This is a genomic window from Enterococcus sp. VV15, from assembly GCF_005236045.1.
Taxonomy (GTDB): Bacteria; Bacillota; Bacilli; order Lactobacillales; family Enterococcaceae; genus Enterococcus_B; species Enterococcus_B durans.
In genome coordinates, this window is sequence record NZ_QPTY01000005.1 from 1 (window position 1) to 20,373 (window position 20,373).

At 39.3% G+C, this 20,373-nt stretch carries 16 protein-coding genes; 2 read left to right on the forward strand and 14 right to left on the reverse strand.

What is annotated here, in order from left to right:
• Positions 1–728: 728 nt before the first annotated feature.
• From lysS to pth, 12 genes are all read right to left on the reverse strand, one after another.
• Positions 729–2,225, reverse strand: coding sequence for a lysine--tRNA ligase (gene lysS / locus DVW83_RS03160; protein ID WP_005875194.1), 1,497 nt, complete (start codon positions 2,223–2,225; stop codon positions 729–731).
• A gap of 118 nt (positions 2,226–2,343) precedes the next feature.
• Positions 2,344–3,339, reverse strand: coding sequence for a tRNA dihydrouridine synthase DusB (gene dusB, locus DVW83_RS03165; protein WP_104660484.1), 996 nt, complete (start codon positions 3,337–3,339; stop codon positions 2,344–2,346).
• A complete protein-coding gene (hslO, locus tag DVW83_RS03170) occupies positions 3,340–4,227 on the reverse strand; it encodes an Hsp33 family molecular chaperone HslO (RefSeq protein ID WP_104660485.1) in 888 nt (295 codons plus the stop codon).
• Positions 4,228–4,510: 283 nt separating this feature from the next.
• Positions 4,511–6,610 carry an ATP-dependent zinc metalloprotease FtsH gene (gene ftsH / locus DVW83_RS03175; protein ID WP_104660486.1) on the reverse strand — a complete coding sequence of 700 codons (2,100 nt, stop codon included), beginning with the start codon at positions 6,608–6,610 and terminating at the stop codon, positions 4,511–4,513.
• A gap of 90 nt (positions 6,611–6,700) precedes the next feature.
• On the reverse strand, positions 6,701–7,246 hold the full coding sequence (hpt, locus tag DVW83_RS03180; protein WP_104660487.1) for a hypoxanthine phosphoribosyltransferase: 546 nt from the start codon (positions 7,244–7,246) through the stop codon (positions 6,701–6,703).
• Positions 7,246–8,697 carry a tRNA lysidine(34) synthetase TilS gene (tilS, locus tag DVW83_RS03185; protein ID WP_137239030.1) on the reverse strand — a complete coding sequence of 484 codons (1,452 nt, stop codon included), beginning with the start codon at positions 8,695–8,697 and terminating at the stop codon, positions 7,246–7,248. Before tilS ends, hpt begins: the two co-directional genes overlap by 1 nt.
• A gap of 99 nt (positions 8,698–8,796) precedes the next feature.
• A complete protein-coding gene (locus DVW83_RS03190) occupies positions 8,797–9,285 on the reverse strand; it encodes a S1 domain-containing RNA-binding protein (protein ID WP_104660489.1) in 489 nt (162 codons plus the stop codon).
• Positions 9,286–9,328: 43 nt separating this feature from the next.
• Complete coding sequence (locus tag DVW83_RS03195) at positions 9,329–9,754, reverse strand: FtsB family cell division protein (RefSeq protein ID WP_104660490.1); 426 nt, start codon at positions 9,752–9,754, stop codon at positions 9,329–9,331.
• 62 nt (positions 9,755–9,816) lie between these two features.
• A complete protein-coding gene (locus DVW83_RS03200; RefSeq protein WP_081135067.1) occupies positions 9,817–10,092 on the reverse strand; it encodes an RNA-binding S4 domain-containing protein in 276 nt (91 codons plus the stop codon).
• A 9-nt stretch (positions 10,093–10,101) separates the two neighbouring features.
• Positions 10,102–11,697 carry a putative polysaccharide biosynthesis protein gene (locus tag DVW83_RS03205; protein ID WP_104660491.1) on the reverse strand — a complete coding sequence of 532 codons (1,596 nt, stop codon included), beginning with the start codon at positions 11,695–11,697 and terminating at the stop codon, positions 10,102–10,104.
• Positions 11,698–11,712: 15 nt separating this feature from the next.
• Positions 11,713–15,234, reverse strand: a complete 3,522-nt coding sequence (mfd, locus tag DVW83_RS03210) for a transcription-repair coupling factor (RefSeq protein ID WP_137239032.1) — start codon at positions 15,232–15,234, stop codon at positions 11,713–11,715.
• Positions 15,235–15,250: 16 nt separating this feature from the next.
• Positions 15,251–15,811, reverse strand: a complete 561-nt coding sequence (gene pth, locus DVW83_RS03215) for an aminoacyl-tRNA hydrolase (protein ID WP_104660493.1) — start codon at positions 15,809–15,811, stop codon at positions 15,251–15,253.
• A 350-nt stretch (positions 15,812–16,161) separates the two neighbouring features.
• Here pth and DVW83_RS03220 point away from each other — a divergent pair, with 350 nt between their 5' ends.
• Both DVW83_RS03220 and DVW83_RS03225 read left to right on the forward strand, forming a co-directional pair.
• A complete protein-coding gene (locus DVW83_RS03220; protein ID WP_005875171.1) occupies positions 16,162–17,136 on the forward strand; it encodes an L-lactate dehydrogenase in 975 nt (324 codons plus the stop codon).
• A gap of 172 nt (positions 17,137–17,308) precedes the next feature.
• On the forward strand, positions 17,309–18,709 hold the full coding sequence (locus DVW83_RS03225) for a L,D-transpeptidase family protein (protein WP_104660494.1): 1,401 nt from the start codon (positions 17,309–17,311) through the stop codon (positions 18,707–18,709).
• 342 nt (positions 18,710–19,051) lie between these two features.
• Here the strand turns inward: DVW83_RS03225 and DVW83_RS03230 are convergent, their stop codons facing one another.
• Both DVW83_RS03230 and DVW83_RS03235 read right to left on the reverse strand, forming a co-directional pair.
• Entirely contained in the window at positions 19,052–19,777 is a 726-nt protein-coding gene (locus DVW83_RS03230; protein ID WP_104660495.1) for a YebC/PmpR family DNA-binding transcriptional regulator, read from the reverse strand.
• Positions 19,778–19,860: 83 nt separating this feature from the next.
• Entirely contained in the window at positions 19,861–20,364 is a 504-nt protein-coding gene (locus DVW83_RS03235) for a VanZ family protein (protein ID WP_104660496.1), read from the reverse strand.
• Between the last annotated feature and the right edge of the window lie 9 nt (positions 20,365–20,373).

A 20,373-nucleotide genomic window follows, 5' to 3' on the forward strand; every position in this document is an offset into this window, starting at 1 on the left:
AATGTTTGTTGTCTTGAATCAATCAAGACGCCCTACACATTTGGTTTGTCTTACTTTGTTCAGTTTTCAAAGGTCTACTTGAATTGCCGTAGCAACTTTTATATCATATCAGAGTGACAAGTGAATGTCAACTGTTTTCTTAAAAGTTATTTTCGATTTCGTTTTTAGAAATCTTTCAGCAACTCGTATATCATAACTTATCTCTTGTTATTTGTCAAGAATTTTTTTGAAGTTTTCCTTGATTAGATCAAGCTTTTCAACAGGTTCTTTTCAAATGACTTAGTTATCTTATCATGTGACCATCCACACGTCAAGAATTTTTTAAGTTATTTTCAGAAGTTATTCTCGGTAACTTTTGAACAAATAATAATATACCAACTAAACCCGTATCGGTCAACGACTTTCTTGTATTTTTTCAAGTTTTTTTCAACAACCGATCAATCATTATTCCTTTCCATTAATTGTTCGTATTTAAGGTGATATCTTTCGATTACTGTTCGCTTCACTTATAATATCATTCGTTATTATTTATGGCCTGAAAGTTGGAATTTCCTTTTTATTCAAATTTTTCCCGCTATTTTTTATTTTATAAAGCGTATTCCAAAAATCTTTTTACGACTATTCATATTTAAGCGTAAAAATGCAAATAAATATCTTATACTTTTTTATTCCTCTTACCTACAAAAAAGAAGGAGAAAACCCATTAGGTCTCTCCTCCTATCTTATCGTTAACGCATTGTTGGGAATAATAAAACGTCTCGAATCGATTGAGCATCTGTCAAAAGCATCACTAGACGGTCGATTCCGATTCCCAGACCGCCAGTAGGTGGCATACCATATTCTAACGCTTCTAAGAAGTCTTCATCTACACCATGTGCTTCGTCATTTCCTAATTCACGTTCTTTTTCTTGTGCTTCAAAACGTTCTCTTTGATCGATTGGGTCATTTAATTCAGTAAAGGCATTCGCAAATTCTCGCCCAACGATAAATAATTCAAAACGATCTGTAAAACGTGGGTCTTCTGGATTTTTCTTCGCTAACGGAGAAACTTCTACTGGATGACCATAAACAAAAGTAGGTTGTGTCAATGTTTCTTCAACGAAAGTCTCGAAAAACTCATTGATGACATGACCAACACCCATTGCTTCTGTTACTTCTACATCATGTTCTTTAGCAATAGCTAATGCTTCTTCCAGCGTCATTTCTTTCCAGAAGTCGACACCAGTTTTTTCTTTGATCGCATCTACCATGTGGATACGTTTAAAGTCACTCTCTAAATCGACATCTTGCCCGTCATAGGTGATCTTAGCTGTACCAAGTACTTTCTGAGCTGCATTACGAATAATACCTTCTGTCAAATTCATCACATCTTGGAAATCTGTATAAGCTGTATAAGCTTCTAGCATTGTAAATTCTGGATTGTGTGTTGTATCGATCCCTTCATTACGGAATACACGACTGATTTCATAGACTTTTTCCATACCACCGACAATTAGTCGTTTCAAATGAAGTTCTAGGGCAATACGGAGGTACAAGTCAATATCCAATGCATTATGATGTGTAATAAATGGACGTGCTGCAGCACCACCAGCTTCATTATGCAATACAGGAGTTTCTACTTCTATATATCCATTGCCATCTAAGTAGCGACGGATCTCGCTGATGATTTGACTGCGTTTCATGAAGCGGTCAAAACTTTCACGATTACTGATCAAATCTAAATAACGTTGGCGGTAACGTTGTTCGATGTTCGTCAACCCATGGTATTTATCTGGTAACGGACGTAGTGCTTTTGATAAAATGACGATCTCTGAAGCTTTGATGGAAACTTCTCCAGTGTCCGTCTTCATGATTTCACCCGTCACACCAAAAAAGTCACCTAGATCAGCGTGTTTGAATACATCGTAAGCTTCGTCTCCTACTTGGTCTTTCCGTACATAGATTTGGATTTGACCTTCACGATCTTGTAAATGTGCAAAACCTGCTTTACCTTTGCCGCGTCTTGTCATCATACGTCCTGCTACGCTAGCAGTTAATCCCATCTCTGCTAATTCTTCTTTTGTTCTTGGATCAAATAGTTCATGTAGTTCTGCTGAATTGTGTGTACGTTCAAATCGCTTGCCGAAAGGATCAATCCCATTTTCTCTCAATTGCTCCATTTTTTGACGACGAACAAGCATTTGATCATTTAAATCTTCTACTTGATGTTGTTGTTCCTGTGTCACAAAAGTTCCTCCATTCTCATGTTATTCTCTTCCCTATAATGCCAATGAAACACAAAAAAAGCAAGCCGAACTTAAATTTTCGACTTGAAATTAACGAAAAACTCAGAAAAACATGTCATCAACTCATAGATATTTTTTCTGTTTTCTCTAAAAAGCCATCCAATAAATCATTGATTTCTGTTTGTTTTTCAGAGTGGTTGATTGCAACTTTGACTTTCGCCGCTCGAGAGACTCCCTTCAAATAATAAGAAGCATGGGTCCGAAATTCACGGCAAGCAATAACTTCCCCTTTTAGATCAACTAAACGTTTCAAGTGGAGTTTTGCTGTCTCTATTTTTTCACGAGGCGTGGGTTCTGGAATCAATTCACCTGTCTCTAAATAGTGCTGGGTACGATGGATCATCCAAGGGTTCCCTAATGCGGCACGGCCGATCATTACTCCGTCTGCCCCCACATATTCCAACATTCTTTTTGCATCTTCAGGTGTTTTGACATCTCCATTCCCCATAAAAGGGATCGTCAACTGGCTTTTGACTTCTTTCAAGACTTCCCAATCTGCTTTTCCTTCATACATTTGTACCCGTGTACGTCCATGCATTGCGATCGCACTTGCACCAGCTGACTCAGCAGCTAATGCATTTTGAACAGCAAATACATGTTGTTCATCCCAACCGATCCGCATTTTTACAGTTACAGGTATATCGACAGCCGAAGAAACCGCATGGACCATTTCATAAACTTTATCTGGATCTAACAACCACTTCGCACCTGCTTCCGCTTTGATGACTTTATTGACTGGGCAGCCCATGTTGATATCGATGATATCAGCAGCGGTATTTTCTTGAACGAATTGTGCTGCTTCGACTAATGTATCTTTATTTCCACCGAATATCTGTAAACTTAAAGGATGCTCTCCTTCTTCTATATGCAGCATCTCTAAGGTTTTCTTATTCCTAAAATGGATGCCTTGATCGCTGATCATCTCGCAGACAACTAATCCAGCGCCGAATTCTTTTACAGTTACTCGAAAAGCGGAGTTGGTGATTCCAGCCATTGGTGCAACGACTACACGATTGGGAATTTCTACATTGCCTATTTTCCATGTATGTTCCACTTAGTTTCCTCCTAATGCTTCTTCTTTGAGTGCTGTTAATTCATCCTCACTGTATTCATACTTATTGTTACAGAACGAGCAGACTGCTTCTGCGCCATGGTCTTCGTCGATCATCGCTTGAATTTCATCTGGCCCTAATGCAATGATTGCTTCACCAAATTTTTCTTTGGAGCAATCACACTTGAATTGAACAGGTAGCTTTTCTAAGATATTCAACTCTTCTGTTCCTAGCAACCCTTTTAAGATTTCTTCTGGCGTTAATCCCTCATCTAGCAATGTAGAGATTCTCGGTGTTTTTTTTAATTGTTCTTCGATTTGAGTGATGGTTTCTTCATCTGCACCAGGCATGATCTGGATCATGAAGCCACCAGCCGTTTTGATACTATCATCTGTGTTGACTAGAACACTCAAACCGACAGCAGAAGGAATTTGTTCTGAAATAGCTAAATAATAAGTAAAGTCTTCTGCTATTTCTCCGGAAACGATAGGTGTTTGACCAGAAAAAGGTTCTTTCAGTCCCAAATCTTTCGTGACACTGAACATCCCTTGTGTTCCTACTGCGCCACGTACATCGATTTTCCCTACTTCATTTAAAGGCAAACTTAAATGCGGATTTTGAATGTAGCCTTTTACTTCCCCTTTTCCGTTCGCATCGACTACGATGCCCTTCGCTGGTCCGTCTCCTTGAATGCGGATCGTCAACTTATCATCGCCCTTTACAGTTGCGCCTAGTAGCAAACCGCCCACTAATGTCCGACCTAATGCGGCAGAAGAAGTATGCCATGTATCATGACGTCTTTGTGCTTCCGCTACAGTATTGGTTGCTTGAACAGCATATGCTCGCACAAATCTATTATGTGCTAAAGCTTTAACTAAATAATCTTCCATTTTATGTACCTCATTTCCCGATTTTAAACTCATAGTGAATCATACTAGTTACGCTCATTTTTTTCAACTGATGGAATTGAACTTAACCTATGATTAATCAAATCTGCTTTCATAAAAGCATAAGAAAGAAACGTATGACAAAAATAGCCAGTTTCAAAAAAGAATAGTTAGAAATCGCTGCTTAACTTGTTAGGAGGATTTTATCCTGTTCACAGAAGCAGGGACTTTTAACTACTATTTTAATTAAAAAAAGAGCTATGACTTTCGTCACAGCTCTTTCGTATTATTTGTTATGATCGTCAGAATCGTTTGGTAAAGTAGCATCCTGTTCTTCTTTAGCTTCTTCGTTCAATTCTTCTTTATCATGTTCAAAATTTTCTTTTTCTTCCGCTTGTTTTTCAGCATCTTTTTCTTCTAAAGCGCGTTTTGCTTCTTCAAAAGTTTGTGCTTCTTTTTCGCTTGGATAGTTATCCGATTCTGAACCTTCTGGCATTACGCCTCTTTCAAATAAAGATTTGATTGCTTTCGCATCCAATGTTTCGAATTCTAGAAGTTTTTCAGCAATCAATTTGTGTTGCGCACGGTGTGCTTCGATGATTTCATGCGCTTTTTGATGTGCTTCCATCAAAATCTTGCGTACTTCTTGATCGATCTCAAATGCAACTTGTTCAGAGTAAGCTTTTGTTTGACCGTAATCACGACCTACAAACACTTGATGGTTTCCTTCATATTGAACTGGACCTAAGCGATCGCTCATCCCATATTCAGTGACCATACTTCTTGCTAACGCTGTTGCTTGTTCAAAGTCATTTGAAGCGCCTGTCGATTGAACATTGAAGATGATTTCTTCTGCTGTTCGTCCACCTAGCAAACCAACGATTTGTTCAAACATGTCTTCTTTTGTCATCAAGAATTGGTCTTCTTTTGGCAATGCGATCATATAACCGCCTGCACGCCCACGTGGAATGATCGTTACTTTATGAACGACACGTGCACGACTTAAGACTAACCCAACGATAGTGTGACCTGCTTCATGGTATGCCACCATTTCGCGTTCTTTTTTGCTGATTACGCGGTCTTTCTTAGCTGGACCTGCAATCACGCGATCTTCTGCTTCATCGACATCTGAAGCATCGATTTTTTTCTTGTTACGACGTGCCGCTACTAAAGCAGCTTCGTTCAAGACGTTTTCTAAATCAGCACCAGCAAATCCTGGTGTTTGTTGTGCAACAACTTTTAGATCAACATCATCTGCTAAAGGCTTATTTCTTGCGTGAACACGTAAAATCGCTTCACGACCTTTCACATCTGGACGACCAACTAAAATTTGACGGTCAAAACGTCCTGGACGTAACAATGCTGGGTCCAATACATCAGAACGGTTGGTTGCGGCAATGACGATAACTCCTTCATTCCCATCAAATCCATCCATTTCAACAAGCAATTGGTTCAAGGTTTGTTCGCGTTCATCATGTCCGCCACCCATACCTGCACCACGTTGACGACCTACAGCATCGATTTCATCGATAAAGATGATTGCCGGAGCATTTTTCTTCGCTGTTTCAAATAAATCACGTACACGGCTTGCACCGACACCGACAAACATTTCAACGAAGTCTGAACCAGAAATAGAATAGAATGGTACACCGGCTTCTCCGGCTACTGCTTTGGCAAGTAATGTCTTACCAGTCCCTGGAGGTCCTTCTAAAAGAACACCTGCTGGGATACGCGCACCTAGCTCAACGAATCGTCGTGGATCTTTTAAGAACTCAACGACTTCGACAAGTTCTTGTTTTTCTTCTTCTGCACCTGCGACATCAGAAAAACGTACACGGTTGGCTTTTTTGTCTGCTTCTTTGGCTTTTGATTTACCAAAGTTCATGACACGGCCGCCACCGCCGCCACCGCCGCCTTGTTGGCCCATCATCATATAGAAGAAGAAAATGATGATCACAATCGGCAAGAAGCTAAGCAACAAGGAGACCCATACGCCACTACTTGACTCTTCTTTGACTGTCGTCGCGACATTCTTTTCTTTCGCTAAATCAGTTACCTGACTCAGTGTTGTATCATTCGGTAAAATGATCGTTGTAAAATGGGTAGTTGTAGTATCTGTTGAACCTAAGATAGATAGACCGCCGCTATTAGCGACTTTCTGTTGCTCTTTGTATTCACCAGTGATTTTATATACACCATTTGCAGGTTGCACTTCAAAGTTCTTGATTTTACCTGCTTGCAATTGTTCTGTGAATTTTGAGTACTCGATATCTGACGATCGTTGGCCATTGTTACCAAAAATAAAGTATACGACCATTACCATCGCTAAGATTACGAGGACATAATACAAGGCATTTTTCATCATGCCATTGTTCTTTTTGTTCATAGTTGCCCTCCCTATGCGTTATTTTAAATTAGCATTTTTTTTATCAATCCTGACCATTCTATTGTAACACAAATCACAACAGATACAGCATTAATTTGATTGATAAACGCTTGGTTTCAATACTCCGATATAAGGTAGATTGCGATAAGCTTCTGCATAATCTAAGCCATATCCTACCACAAATTCGTTTGGCACATTGAATCCAACGTAGTCTGCTTCAATATCTACGACTCTTCCTTCTGGTTTATCAAGCAATGTCACGATTTTCACTGAGTTTGCTTTACGATATTTAAAAAGATCGACTAGATAAGCAAGTGTTCGTCCGCTGTCAATGATATCTTCAACAATCAACAGATCGCGACCTTCGACATTTGTATCTAAGTCCTTCACAATCTTAACTTCACCAGATGAAACAGTGGCATTACCATAACTTGAAACATCCATGAAATCTAATTCTAAATACGCATCGATTGAACGTATGATATCTGCCATGAATGGGACTGCACCTTTTAAGACACCAACTACTAATGGATTTGAATCCTTATAAGCTTCTGTCAATTCTTTGCCTAGTTCTTCACAACGAACTTGTATCTCTTCTTTTGTAATCAAAACTTTCTCAATATCCTTTTCTAACATCAGGTTCTCCTTCCAGTTGCTTCTTTTTGATATTTGTAAAGAAGTATGTAGTGTATTTTATCAGTTTCTACACCAATACTCAAATGGGAATATGTAAAAGGAAGCAAACTAATTATTTTTTTTTGCTCATCTTTAATCACCCACGCATCTTTTCTTTGCAGATCAGGTATTTTCTTGTCAATAAAATACCTAGATACTTTCTTTGTCAATTTTTCATTTAGCTGTATGCGATCGCCCGCTTGTCTTTTTCCGATGAACAGGGTTTGCTGAGGTTCCAGCCAGACATCATGAGAAAATTCTCCCCAATCGTCGATACATCTAAATTCTGCCACTTCATCAGGCGTGAATAGACCTACCCATGCCTTCTCATTTAATATGATCTGCTTATGTGGTTCTATTTCGATAAATTGATCGATTATTTCCACAGGTTCATTCTCCACATCGTTCTTTCTTACCAAAGCAACTTCTTCATAGACCCGTTGGAATACCCATGAACGATCAAGAGTTAGTTGCCATTGCCCTTTCGGTCGTTCAACTTGCTCTAATAGTTGGTCGATTTGCTGTTCATTGATAAAGAGGTTTGTTTTTCTGTTCGCCCAATCGAATAGCGTATACAAAAAATAGTACCGCTCTTCTAGGGACATCTCTTGTACTACTCTCCATGGAAAAACAAATCCATCATGCATTTCTTTGACCTGTTCTTCGATCACTTTTTTCATTTGTTTCTTGATTAATTGATCTGCCCAAGTAATTTGTTGCGCAAAACGTTGAAAATGTGCCAAAACTTGTGGATTTTCTTGTTTTAATTGGGGAATCACTAAATGCCTGATCCGATTTCTTTGGATATTCAGTTCCTGATTGGTCTGATCCTCAAAATAAACAAGCTTTTTTTCTGCAGCATATTCATACAATTGCTCTTTACCAAAACTTAGAAGTGGGCGGATCAGCTGGCCATTTGAAAAACGCTGGCTTTCTTTGATCCCTGCAAAAGTTCCTAACTGTCCCCCACGCACTATCTTCATTAAAATCGTTTCCATTTGATCGTTTCCATGATGCGCAGTCATCACTACTTGATAACCATCTGTGTGCATGATTTTTGCAAACGTGTGATAACGAAAGGCTCTTGCAGCAGCTTCGATGCCCTTTGTTGCCGGTTCTTTCCATGCTTCAAGGATAAATGGGATCTTTCGTTCCTGACAATAGGCTTTTAAGTAGGCTGCTTCATCTGCAGATTCTGGTCTTAATTGGTGGTTGATGTGTACTACACCCAAAGAAAAGGCTACTTCTTTTTTAGCTGCAATCATTAAATCAAGCAACACCATGGAATCAACTCCCCCAGAAATCGCCAACAGTACATGATTTCCTTTGGCTAGATACCCTTTTACTTTACCTTGTTCGATAAACATTCGTTGCATCTCTGCTGATACTTGGTTTTTGATCGACACACCCATCACTTCCTTTCACTTACACTTTTTCGATAATGGTTGCAAAAGAAAAAAAGAGCGGACAATAGTCTGAAACAATTGCCTGCCCCTTCATTTTCATTTGTTTTAGCTGCGACGTCCGCCGCGACCACCACGCTTGCCTTCAGTGTTACGTTTCAAGGAAGTCAATCGATCATCACTATCTTTTAAAAATGAACTCATTAATGAATCAAAATCTTCTTTGTGATTGTTAGAAGATTGACTGCGAGAAAAAGATTTTTTCTGTGTTGCACGGCCACGATTATCTCGTGTGTCACGTGTATCCCGTGTATCTTTTTGATATCGTTTTGGACGTTGTTCTTCATTCGATTCAGCTGGTTGCTCTTGCGCTTTACGGATAGATAGCCCAATCTTACCATCATCATTTACAGAAATAACTTTGACTGTTACTTCATCTCCAACACTTAAAACGTCGTGAATATCTTTGATATACCCATTTGATACTTCACTGATATGAACTAAACCCGTTTTACCAGCTCCTAAATCAATAAATGCCCCAAAATTTGTGATTCCTGATACTTTTCCTTGCAGTTTTGCTCCTACCTCGATTGACATAAAAAAAATGTTCCTCCTAATTATTAACCTATTTATATACTGCTTATTTTGCAGTTGTTGAACTAGTTGATTGATTTGTTTCAGCCGTTGAACTATCGGTAGCCGGTTCTAATATTGGGTAAACTTTCTCGCCTTCTTTGGAATAAAAGAATTTACTTCTCGCAAGTTTCGCCACATAATCATCATCTTTTAATAATGAAACGTCTTCTTTGAGTTGATCAACCTCCGTATTGACTTGACTCATCTCCGTATTCGCTTCAACTCTTAAATCGTTTAATCGATCCATTCTTTGCATATCACGAAAAATTTGAAATCCTAACACTGCGAAAATGACCAAAGCGCCGATGAAAATGGCTGCTAACCTACGTCTTCGAAAAATCAATTGGCGTTGTTGTTGTTGAAATTCAGCATACTTTTTCTTTGCATACTCTGTGTCTAAAGCAGCAATTTTGTTGCTTTTTTTCGTCACTGCACTTCGCTCCAATCTTTTTTGATTGTCCTTCTCATTATACCAACATCAAGATGGCTTGTCTAATCAATTTCTTCACTGTTTTTCGTGCGGGTCTCAGTTAATAGTTCATACATCTTCTGTGCATCTTCTTTTTTCGTTGACTCGTGTAATTCTACCACTTTTACTTCCATTGTTTTGTTCCCAAATTGGATCTTCATTATATCTCCGACTTTGACATCACTAGAAGACTTCGCTAGCTTGCCATTTATTTGGATTCTCCCTTTATCTGCCACTTCTTTTGCTACTGAGCGACGTTTGATGATTCGAGAGATTTTAAGAAATTTGTCTAATCGCATGGTTTTCCCTCACTTTTTAAATTGTTTGTTTATCCTTAATATTTTTTTACCAAAAGGCAACATCAGCCATTCTCTGATCGTAAACAGTCTCGTCCAGATCACCGCATTCACAAAAACAAATGCGCCGATGATCACACCGACTAGACTGACTAAGAAAGCCGTTGAGCGGTGTTGGATTGGACCAAAAAACAGCATCAATAGACCATAGTATAAAAATAAGGATAGGATCATCCAGCCTAAACACTGAATCAATTTTTTACCGAATTTACGTTCTTTCCAAAAGCTGTTGATGTCTGCTTTTTCAGTGTGGACAAAATACCACAATGTTACAGCTAACCCTAGTAGCGTAGATAGACTAGCGCCCACCGTTCCCAAACGTCCTGTCAATAAAGGCGTAGCTAATGCTTTTGCTAGAAGCCCCCAGCCCGCTCCCTTCAATGAAGGTCGGAAAGAATTTTTACTTTGAGCAATGCTTTGATACGCTTGAATAACTGCTGTAAGTGCAATCGAAAATACAAACAACACAAGGGCAGCATTTCCCGCATAATCTTTGAATAGTGCATAGTTGATGTAGGGAAGCAACATCGCCAAACCTACTGAAGCAGCTAAAGCTAACGCCGTAGTCAGCCGTAAATAGATTTTCGCTGTCTTTAGAAATTGACTGGGAACGGTGCTCATTAGATAACGTGTTAATGCTGGTAAAAATGTGGCACTTAATGCAGTTGCAATAACTAGACCTAATTGGACCAAAGGCTGCCCTCGATCATACACTCCTTTAGCGATTTTCGCACTTTGTTCAGTCAATCCATAGACTTCCAGTGCATTTTTGACAAAAAACGAATCGATCAACTGAAAGAAGATCAATAGACCACTATAAATCGACACCAATCCGCCTTCGACAAAAAAGCGGCGTATCAGTGGTTTTGGTGGCCGATTAAAGATAGAAAAATGTCGAAAGCTTAATGCACCACCATGTATTTTTTGTTCATAATAGTGTAAAACACCATAGGCACAAAACCCACCAAGAACCGCTCCGCTCATCGCTGCTGTTCCCGTTTGATAGACATTCCAGCCTAACATCCGGAAAGCAAGCGCACTACAAACGATGATCGACACGCGAACGAACTGTTCGATGACTTGAGAAACCGCAGTGGGTTCCATCAAGAAGCGTCCTTGAAAATTCCCTCGATAAAAAGAAAGTCCTGGCATCAGCAAAAAGGTGAAGGAAACGATCTGGATCAACGGCTTCAACTGTAGATCCCCCATCATAAAAGCAATCCACCGACTAAAGGAAAAGGTGAATAGCCACAATAAAACACCGGTCCAAAAGACTAAAGGATATAGTTTTTGCAATGCCGCTTTACGCTGTAATGGATCTTTTCTTTCTGCAATATATTTAGAGATAAACTGAGGAAGACCAGACAGTGCTAAGGTCATGGCAATTCCATAAATAGGATAAACTTGTTGGTAAACATAAAATCCTTCATCGCCGACTAAGTTTTGCAGTGGGATGCGGTACAAGGCACTTAATACTTTCGCTATAAAAGAAGCAAGCGTGAGTACAAATGCGCCTTGCATCACTTTACGCATTTCTTTATGGTCCAAAGCGTCTGCTCCTTCCTATGCTACAGCATATTTTTGTTCACGTAATGCTTTCACAAAACGTTGGATCTCTTGCATCCAGCTCGCAGTATCTGTCGCTTTGGGAATCGTTAATCGGATCACCATTTTTTCCTTTTCAACACCTAGACTGGCCTTTAATTTTGTTGCTGTCAGTGCTTCAAAAAGTTGTTCCACCGTATAACGTTTTGTTCCAACCTTGCTTAACGTAAAGACTAGTTTTTGCTCTTGTTTGCGAATCGTTTCGATCAATGCACGATCACCATCCATTTTGATCTGACCGATCGTCAATAAATGAGCGACCTCTTCAGGATATTCACCAAAACGGTCCAACAAATCATCTTCCAGCTCATCAAGCATTTCTTGTGAGTCAAGTTCTCTGATACGTTTATAGATCTCGATTTTTTGTCGTTGATCTGAGACGTATTCCTCTGGTAAGTAGGCATCGACACCAAGATCGATCTCAACTGATGTTTTTTCGACTTGATTATTTTTCCCTTGTTTTCGTGAAACTGCCTCACTCAACATTTGAGAATACATATCAAAACCAACAGCATCGATAAAGCCATGTTGTTGGGCACCTAAAAGATTTCCTGCTCCTCGGATCGATAAATCACGCATCGCGATTTTGAACCCTGAACCTAATTCCGTAAAATCTTTGATTGCTTGTAACCTTTTTTCGCTCACTTCATTAAGAATTTTTTGCTGTTCATACATGAAATAAGCGTAGGCGACACGATTGCTACGCCCGACACGTCCTCGTAACTGATAAAGCGTAGACAAGCCCATATAATCGGCATTTTCCACAAATAATGTATTGGCATTCGGGATATCGACACCTGTTTCGATGATCGTAGTCGTGACTAGCACATCATACTGTCCTTCGATAAAATCAAACAGCGTATTTTCTAATTGTGCTTCTGTCATCTGCCCGTGAGCAAATCCAATGCGGGCTTCTGATACCAATGCTTGTATTTCTTCTACTTTACGTTCGATCGTTTCGACACGATTATATAGATAGAAAACTTGTCCGCCTCTTCCCATTTCTCGATGGATCGCTTCTCTGATTGCGCCGGGATTTTTCTCCATAACATAGGTTTGGATCGGATAACGGTTCGCTGGTGGAGTTTCGATCACTGACAAGTCCCGAACACCCAACATCGACATATGCAATGTTCGCGGAATCGGTGTTGCTGTCAATGTCAATACATCCACTTGCGCACGCAATTGTTTCAATCGTTCTTTATGTTTTACACCAAAACGTTGCTCTTCGTCAATAATCAATAGGCCTAAATCACTAAATTCTATATCTTTCGAAAGAATTCGATGCGTACCAACGACAATATCGATCTGACCTGTGCGTAATTGTTCGATCGTTTCTTTCTGTTGTTTCCTTGTTCTAAATCGACTTAATAAGCCAATGTTGACAGGAAATCCTTCAAAACGTTCAAGCATGGTCTCGTAATGTTGCTGTGCCAAAATCGTAGTAGGGACTAGAAAGGCTACTTGCTTACTTTCCTTGATGGCCTTGAAAGCTGCCCGTAAGGCAACTTCGGTTTTCCCATAGCCCACATCCCCTACAAGCAATCGATCCATCGGTTTTTCTTTCTCCATATCACGCTTGATCTCAGCTGCACTTCTTAATTGGTCATCTGTTTCAGAATATGGAAAAGCATTCTCGAATTCTTTCTGGTACCCATCATCCGGTCCAAAAGCATACCCTTTTTCAGATTCTCTGGCTGCATAAAGTTTGATCAGATCATCTGCGATATCTTCGATTTTAGAAGACACTTTTCGTTTTGTCTTCGTCCATTCACTTCCACCTAATTTATTGATACGCGGTGCTTTCGATTCAGAAGCAACATATTTTTGAATAAGGTTCAATTGTGTGACTGGTATAAATAGCTTATCATCATTTTGATAAAGAATCGTCATGTAATCTTGATGGACCCCATCCACTTCCAACGTTTCCATACCGATATATTTACCGATCCCGTGATTCGCATGGACGACATAATCTCCAGCTTTAAGTTCATTGTAACTTTTTAGGCGTTCTGCATTGGTTACTGTTTGTCGCCGAGTTTGTTTTTTCGTTGTTTTTTGGAAAATCTCTTTTTCCGTGATCGCAACGATTTTTTCTTGTGGCAACTCAAATCCAGTTTGTAAGGCACCTTCTACTAATTGAACTTGTCCGCGGATCAATTTGTCTTGTTCCGTTTCTACTACTAATATCTCCTCATCCCGAAGCATCTGTTCTGCTTTTTTTATCCGCTCTTTTGTCGGGATAAAGATAACAACCGTTTGCCCCTGTTTTCGCCAACGATCCATTTCGGTTTTTAATAAGGGCATCTGTCCGAAAAATTGCTGCATCGTGCGATATTGGAAATTATGGATAGCTTGAAAACGTAAATTGCCCATTCCTTTTTGAAAAAGTGCAAAAAAAGTAGTAATAAATTTTTCTTTTTGAACAAGTTTATGCACATCACTGACTAGTAACTGTTCAGAAAATACACGGAGTTCACTGATCTTTTGAGTTTGCCATTCTGCGGCTTCACGTTCCATTTCTCGATTTGTTTCCATGATTCGTTGATAATCATCTACGATCAACAAGCTGTTAGTTGGGAAATAATCAAGGATCGTCGTTTCTGTTTGGTAAAGCAGATCTGCATAAAATTTAGCTTCTTCCGTAGGGTTTCCCGCTTGCCACTGTGAAACCAATTGGCCAAAGTAATCTTCTAAAAAGGCACGATCTGTTTTTTCAGAAGTAGTTGCTAATTTCTTTTCCAATAATGTTTCAACCTGATTGATTCCGTGAAGCAAATCCTCTTGCCCATATACTTGTTCACTCATAGGGGCGATCCAGATCTCGTTTATTTTTTCGATCGAACGCTGTGTATCTGGTTCAAAATAGCGCATGGAATCAATTTCGACATCGAACAGTTCAACGCGGACAGGATAGTCAATGGTTAGTGGATAGATGTCGATAATACTTCCACGGATGCTGTATTCTCCAGGTTTTGCCACCATTTCTACCCGCTCATAGCCCATCAATGCAAAATGCTGCGGAAGATTTGCGAGATCAATCCCTTCACCGACTTGCCAGTTCAGTTGTGCTTGTTGCCAAGTTTTTGGTTGAGGTAATCGTTTATGAAGAGCCGCTACTGGCAAAAGGTAAATACCTGGTTGCTTTTGTTGTAGTGCATTTAGAGTAGCCACTCGTTCTCCTCGTGCTTCTGGAGAGGAGAACGCCATTTCTGCAGACAGTACTTCATCTACTGGAAATGAATGGATCTGTTCTGCTGGCAAAACATGCTGAAGATCTTCAGCCAACTGATTTGCATAATAAAGATTAGGCATCAAGACAATCAGATTTTTCTTTGTTTTTTTGAATGCGCGTGCGAACAACAATGTTTTTGCTGAGCCCGCTAATCCTGTAACTAGTTGTCTTGGTGTCTTCTCTTCTAATTGGTTGATCCATTCTTTGACTTGCGAATCTTTCCCAATCATTTGGATGATATCCATTACTTTTTCTCCTTCCTTAATTGAATTGATTCATCGTATCGATAAACGAATGTCCTTCGAGCATGAATCCTAACGCTTTAACGGATTGGTCAATACTTGCTTCGATCAAAGGCTTTGCCTCTTTACTAAATGGGCTCAACACATGCTGCACCACGGTTTTCTTTCCTTCAGGTCTACCGATCCCAACTTTGATCCGATCAAATACATTCGTATTCAAATGCGAGATGATGCTTTTTATGCCATTATGACCACCAGCGCTTCCTTTTTGACGCAATCTGATTTTTCCTAGGGCAAGATCCAAATCATCGTACACAACGACTAACTCTTCTGGATAGATGCCAAAATAAGTCATCAACGGCCCTACAGCACGTCCTGACTCATTCATAAATGTTTGTGGTTTGACTAAAAGGATTTTTTCGCCATTGTAGAAAAATTCAGCGACCTCTGCTTCAAATGTATTTTTTTTAAACATTGCTTGATGTTCTTTCGCCATACGATCAACGACCATGAAGCCAATATTATGTTTTGTTTGTTCATATTTCGTTCCAGGGTTTCCAAGCCCAACGATCATTTTCATTGTTCATTCCACCTAATCTAAAAAAGCAACACAAAAGGCTGGAGCGCAAATAAAGCAATCCAGTCCTTGACGCAATTTTCTATTTTTACTTTCTACTATAGTATAACACATATAACCGTGTTTCAACTAAAAGAGAATTCTTAAAAAATGATAAAATAATTAAAGAACTCTTCAAAGTTTAATGAAATCATTGCTTTTAGAAAATAGTGAAATAACGCACATGTAAGCTTTTACATATAATACAACCGTGTTATCTGTTATATTTTGTAGCCAAATAGCGTGACAGCAGGCTTGAGAAATGTTAGCATAGTCATGGGAAAAGACAAAATCAATGGAAGGATTGATATACAATGACTGCAGCTGCAGAAAAAAAAGATCATCAAAAAGTAATTCTTGTCGGAGACGGTGCCGTAGGTTCTAGCTATGCATTTGCATTAGTTACTCAAAATATCGCACAAGAAGTTGGTATCGTAGATATCAACACAGCAAAAACTGAAGGAGATGCAATTGATCTATCACACGCATTAGCATTTACTTCACCTAAAAAAATCTACTCTGCAACTTATGCAGATGCACATGATGCTGACTTAGTTGTTATCACAGCTGGTGCACCTCAAAAACCAGGCGAAACTCGTTTAGATTTAGTAAACAAAAACTTAAAAATCAACCGTGACGTAGTAACACAAATCGTTGAATCAGGTTTCAATGGTATTTTCTTAGTTGCTGCTAACCCAGTAGATATTTTAACTTACTCAACTTGGAAATTCTCAGGTTTCCCTAAAGAACGCGTTATCGGTTCTGGTACTTCACTTGACTCAGCTCGCTTCCGTCAAGCACTTGCTGAATTAGTTGACGTTGATGCACGTAACGTCCATGCTTATATCTTAGGTGAACATGGAGATTCTGAATTCCCAGTTTGGTCACATGCCAACGTTGCTGGTTTACAAATTTACGAATGGGTTAAAAACAATCCAGACGTTGATGAAGAAGCAATGGTTAACTTATTCTTCGGAGTACGTGATGCTGCTTACACAATCATTGAGAAGAAAGGTGCTACTTTCTACGGTATCGCAGTAGCATTAGCTCGTATCACTCGTGCTATCCTTGATGATGAAAATGCTGTTCTTCCATTGTCCGTATTTATGAACGGTGAATATGGATTGAACGATATCTACATTGGTGCTCCTGCCGTTATCAACCGTCAAGGTATCCAAAAAGTTATCGAAATCCCTCTAAGCGACAGCGAACAAGACCGTATGGCTGCTTCAGCTAAACAATTAAAAGAAATCTTGGACGAAGCTTTCTCAAAATTAGACGCTGAATAATTTTAAATAAATAATAGAAATAAGGTAGAATTCCAAAAAATTCTACCTTATTTTTTTACAGCAATACTTCATTAAATTTCCACTAAATCATCTCTTCTCTTCGTCTTTTCATGTAAAATATGCTATGATTAGCTCGTTACACCCTAAATTAAAAAAATAAGGAGTTGTCACCATGACAAGATCTTCTCATCGTAAAAAAACAACGCACATTGGCTTATTGTCTGCTCTCGGTGTGATCCTCGTATTGATCAGCTTTTATACCTATCGCAGTACATATTATACAAAACATTTTTTGCCTAATACTGAGATCAATTCGATCAACGTAAGTAATCTTACTGTTGACGAAGCAAATGACAAATTGAAGGATTCTTATTCTAATAAAAAGCTTGCTATTGAAGAGAATGGCAAAGTTTGGCAAGAAGTTGCAAAATCAGAACTCGGCTACAAAGATGACTTTTCTTCTGAGTTGACTCCTCTTTTAGAAAAACAAAATGCTTGGTCTTGGGGAATGACTTATGTCTCCGCTGCTGACAATCAAGAAATCGATCCATTAGATACAAATCACCAAAAATTAGATGCAACGATCGAACAGTTAACTTCTGAATTGACGAACTTAAATAAAGACCGCAAACCTACTCAGGACGCGACGATCGAAAAATCAGGCGATACGTTCACGATCAAACCGGAAGTCAACGGTGACACAATCGATGTAGAAGCTGCTGTCAAAGAAATCAAAAATGCTGTGAATACTGGAAAAAATGAAATCAATTTAGCCGATTTCCACGCAAAGCCAAAAGTAACAGCTAAAGACCAAAGCTTGGCGGATCAGCTAAATGAGATGAATAAAATCGCTGCTGTCAAAGGAACCTATACGATCAACGGTGACACGTTCCAGATCCCAACTACTGACATCGCTAGTTGGTTGACTTATACAGATGGGAAAATCGGTCTTGATACAGCTCAAGTCAGACAATATGTAACAGATTTAGGAACAAAATATAACACAAGCACCAATGATACGAAGTTCAAAAGTACGAAACGTGGTGAAGTGACTGTACCAGCTGGAAGCTATAGTTGGACGATCACAACCGATGCTGAAACTGAAGCTCTTGAAAAAGCAATTTTGGCTGGGAAGGATTTCACTCGCTCACCACTTGTTCAAGGAAGTACGACGGCTGACCATAAGTTAGTTGATAACACATATATCGAAGTTGATTTACAGAACCAACATATGTGGTACTACAAAGATGGAAAAGTTGCTCTTGAAACTGATATCGTTTCCGGTAAACCAATCACACCTACGCCAACCGGGGTCTTCTATGTTTGGAATAAAGAAAAAAATGCCACACTAAAAGGAACGAATGACGATGGCACACCTTACGCTAGTCCAGTAAGTTATTGGATGCCCGTAGATTGGACTGGTGTGGGAATCCACGATTCCGATTGGCAACCTGCCTATGGTGGAGAACTATGGAAAACCCGCGGATCTCACGGCTGTATAAACACACCGCCAAATGTTATGAGTCAACTATTTGGTATGGTAGAAAAAGGTACCCCTGTCGTGATCTTCTAGACAACTTGCTTTTAGTTTAGCAGTTTGGCGATAGAAAAAAATAAATTTCAACTCCTAAAGTCACGTCACAGAATCTGTGTTACGTGACTTTTTTTGACTTTATTATTCTTTGGATGAAAAATAATCGGCCTCTTCTCATTTTTTGTAGCGGATCATTTATTAAATACGTTATAGGTACAAAAAATTTTTCAGCCAGAAATTTATGGAACCTCACTCTATTCAACCCATGTTACTCTTTTACTATGTTATTAGGAGGGGTATATTTATGGCGGAGTTAAACACTTCTATCCTAACCTCTAACTATCAAAGAAATACTGATTACAGCTAATGCTTCATCGCTTTTTATTCATCTTCAACAGAAGTAAACACCTCAGATACATCATCGTCATCCTCTAATTTTTCGACTAGATTCTCTAACTTTTGACGTTGTTCTTCAGTCAAAACAACTGTAGTTTTAGGGATCATTGTTAGTTCCGCCTGAGCAAGCGTAAATGTTTCTTCTAGTTGATCTCGTACACTGGCAAAATCTTCAGGCGCTGTATAGATCTCAAAAACTTCTGGTGAGATCTGCAAATCCTCTCCACCAACTTCCAAGACCTTCTCTAACATAGCATCTTCATCAATCGTCAGTCCGGCGCGTTCAATAGCAAGATACCCCTTACGATCGAATAAATAGCCCACAGAGCCTGTTTCTCCCAGTGAACCACCATTACGGGTGAAAGCTACTCGCACATGTGTCGCTGTTCGGTTTCGATTATCCGTCAAAGCATGGACTAAAATCGCTACGCCACCCGGCCCATAGCCTTCATATGTCACTTCATCATAATTTGCTTCATCAGCGGTAGTTGTTGCTTTTTTAATGGCCCGATCGACATTGTCATTTGGCATGTTTGCGGCTTTCGCCTTGTCCACAACTAAACGTAAAGCTGGATTCATCGCCGGGTCAGGTCCACCTGCTTTAGCTGCCATATAAATTTCTCGAGAAATTTTTTGAAATATTTTTCCTCGCTTCGCATCTTGGGCATTCTTTCTTCCTTGGATGTTATGCCATTTACTATGTCCTGACATGTTGACTCCTCCTTCTTACTAGTCATGTACTCTTATTCTAGTCTTTCTCCCTGTAAATTCAAAGTCTAAGCAACAAGTTCTGCTTATTTTTTCCTAAAAAAGCCAATAACAAGACAGATCACAATTGCAGTTAAGACTCCCATAGAATCAAGCATCACATCTTGGAACATTGGAGAGCGGCCACCAGTAATCATTTGATGGAATTCATCTAGACCTGCATAGCCGGTTGCTGAAAGCCAAGCTAAAATAGCTGTCAATCCCCATAACTTCAATTTAGGATATACGCCTAAAAACAAACTACCACCTAAAATAAAATAAGTGCCAAAGTGTGCCCCCTTTCGAATAAAAAATTCAACAAATTTACTGTACCCTAAATGATCGATGCTAACGATACTTCCACCGTAAGTAAAGCTTATCCCACTCCATGCAGCTTTAAACGGTTGATTTGGCAACCATTCATCAATTCTTGAAACTTGTGACTGTTGTCCATAAGTCTGTGAGGAGCTATAAAACAGGACAAGCACGATCAACAGTGCAATCACCAGATAAAAGTTGCCATTCTTCATTTGCTTTTTGATTGAATTCATAAGTCACCT

What these genes read in the sequence shown, in the direction of transcription:
- hslO (WP_104660485.1), bottom strand. Translation starts at nt 4,227, where the DNA reads ATGGAAGATTATTTAGTTAAAGCTTTAGCACATAATAGATTTGTGCGA.
- DVW83_RS03235 (WP_104660496.1), bottom strand. Translation starts at nt 20,364, where the DNA reads ATGAATTCAATCAAAAAGCAAATGAAGAATGGCAACTTTTATCTGGTG.
- DVW83_RS03230 (WP_104660495.1), bottom strand. Translation starts at nt 19,777, where the DNA reads ATGTCAGGACATAGTAAATGGCATAACATCCAAGGAAGAAAGAATGCC.
- mfd (WP_137239032.1), bottom strand. Translation starts at nt 15,234, where the DNA reads ATGGATATCATCCAAATGATTGGGAAAGATTCGCAAGTCAAAGAATGG.
- DVW83_RS03225 (WP_104660494.1), top strand. Translation starts at nt 17,309, where the DNA reads ATGACAAGATCTTCTCATCGTAAAAAAACAACGCACATTGGCTTATTG.
- DVW83_RS03190 (WP_104660489.1), bottom strand. Translation starts at nt 9,285, where the DNA reads ATGTCAATCGAGGTAGGAGCAAAACTGCAAGGAAAAGTATCAGGAATC.
- hpt (WP_104660487.1), bottom strand. Translation starts at nt 7,246, where the DNA reads ATGTTAGAAAAGGATATTGAGAAAGTTTTGATTACAAAAGAAGAGATA.
- ftsH (WP_104660486.1), bottom strand. Translation starts at nt 6,610, where the DNA reads ATGAACAAAAAGAACAATGGCATGATGAAAAATGCCTTGTATTATGTC.
- pth (WP_104660493.1), bottom strand. Translation starts at nt 15,811, where the DNA reads ATGAAAATGATCGTTGGGCTTGGAAACCCTGGAACGAAATATGAACAA.
- tilS (WP_137239030.1), bottom strand. Translation starts at nt 8,697, where the DNA reads ATGGGTGTGTCGATCAAAAACCAAGTATCAGCAGAGATGCAACGAATG.
- DVW83_RS03200 (WP_081135067.1), bottom strand. Translation starts at nt 10,092, where the DNA reads ATGCGATTAGACAAATTTCTTAAAATCTCTCGAATCATCAAACGTCGC.
- DVW83_RS03220 (WP_005875171.1), top strand. Translation starts at nt 16,162, where the DNA reads ATGACTGCAGCTGCAGAAAAAAAAGATCATCAAAAAGTAATTCTTGTC.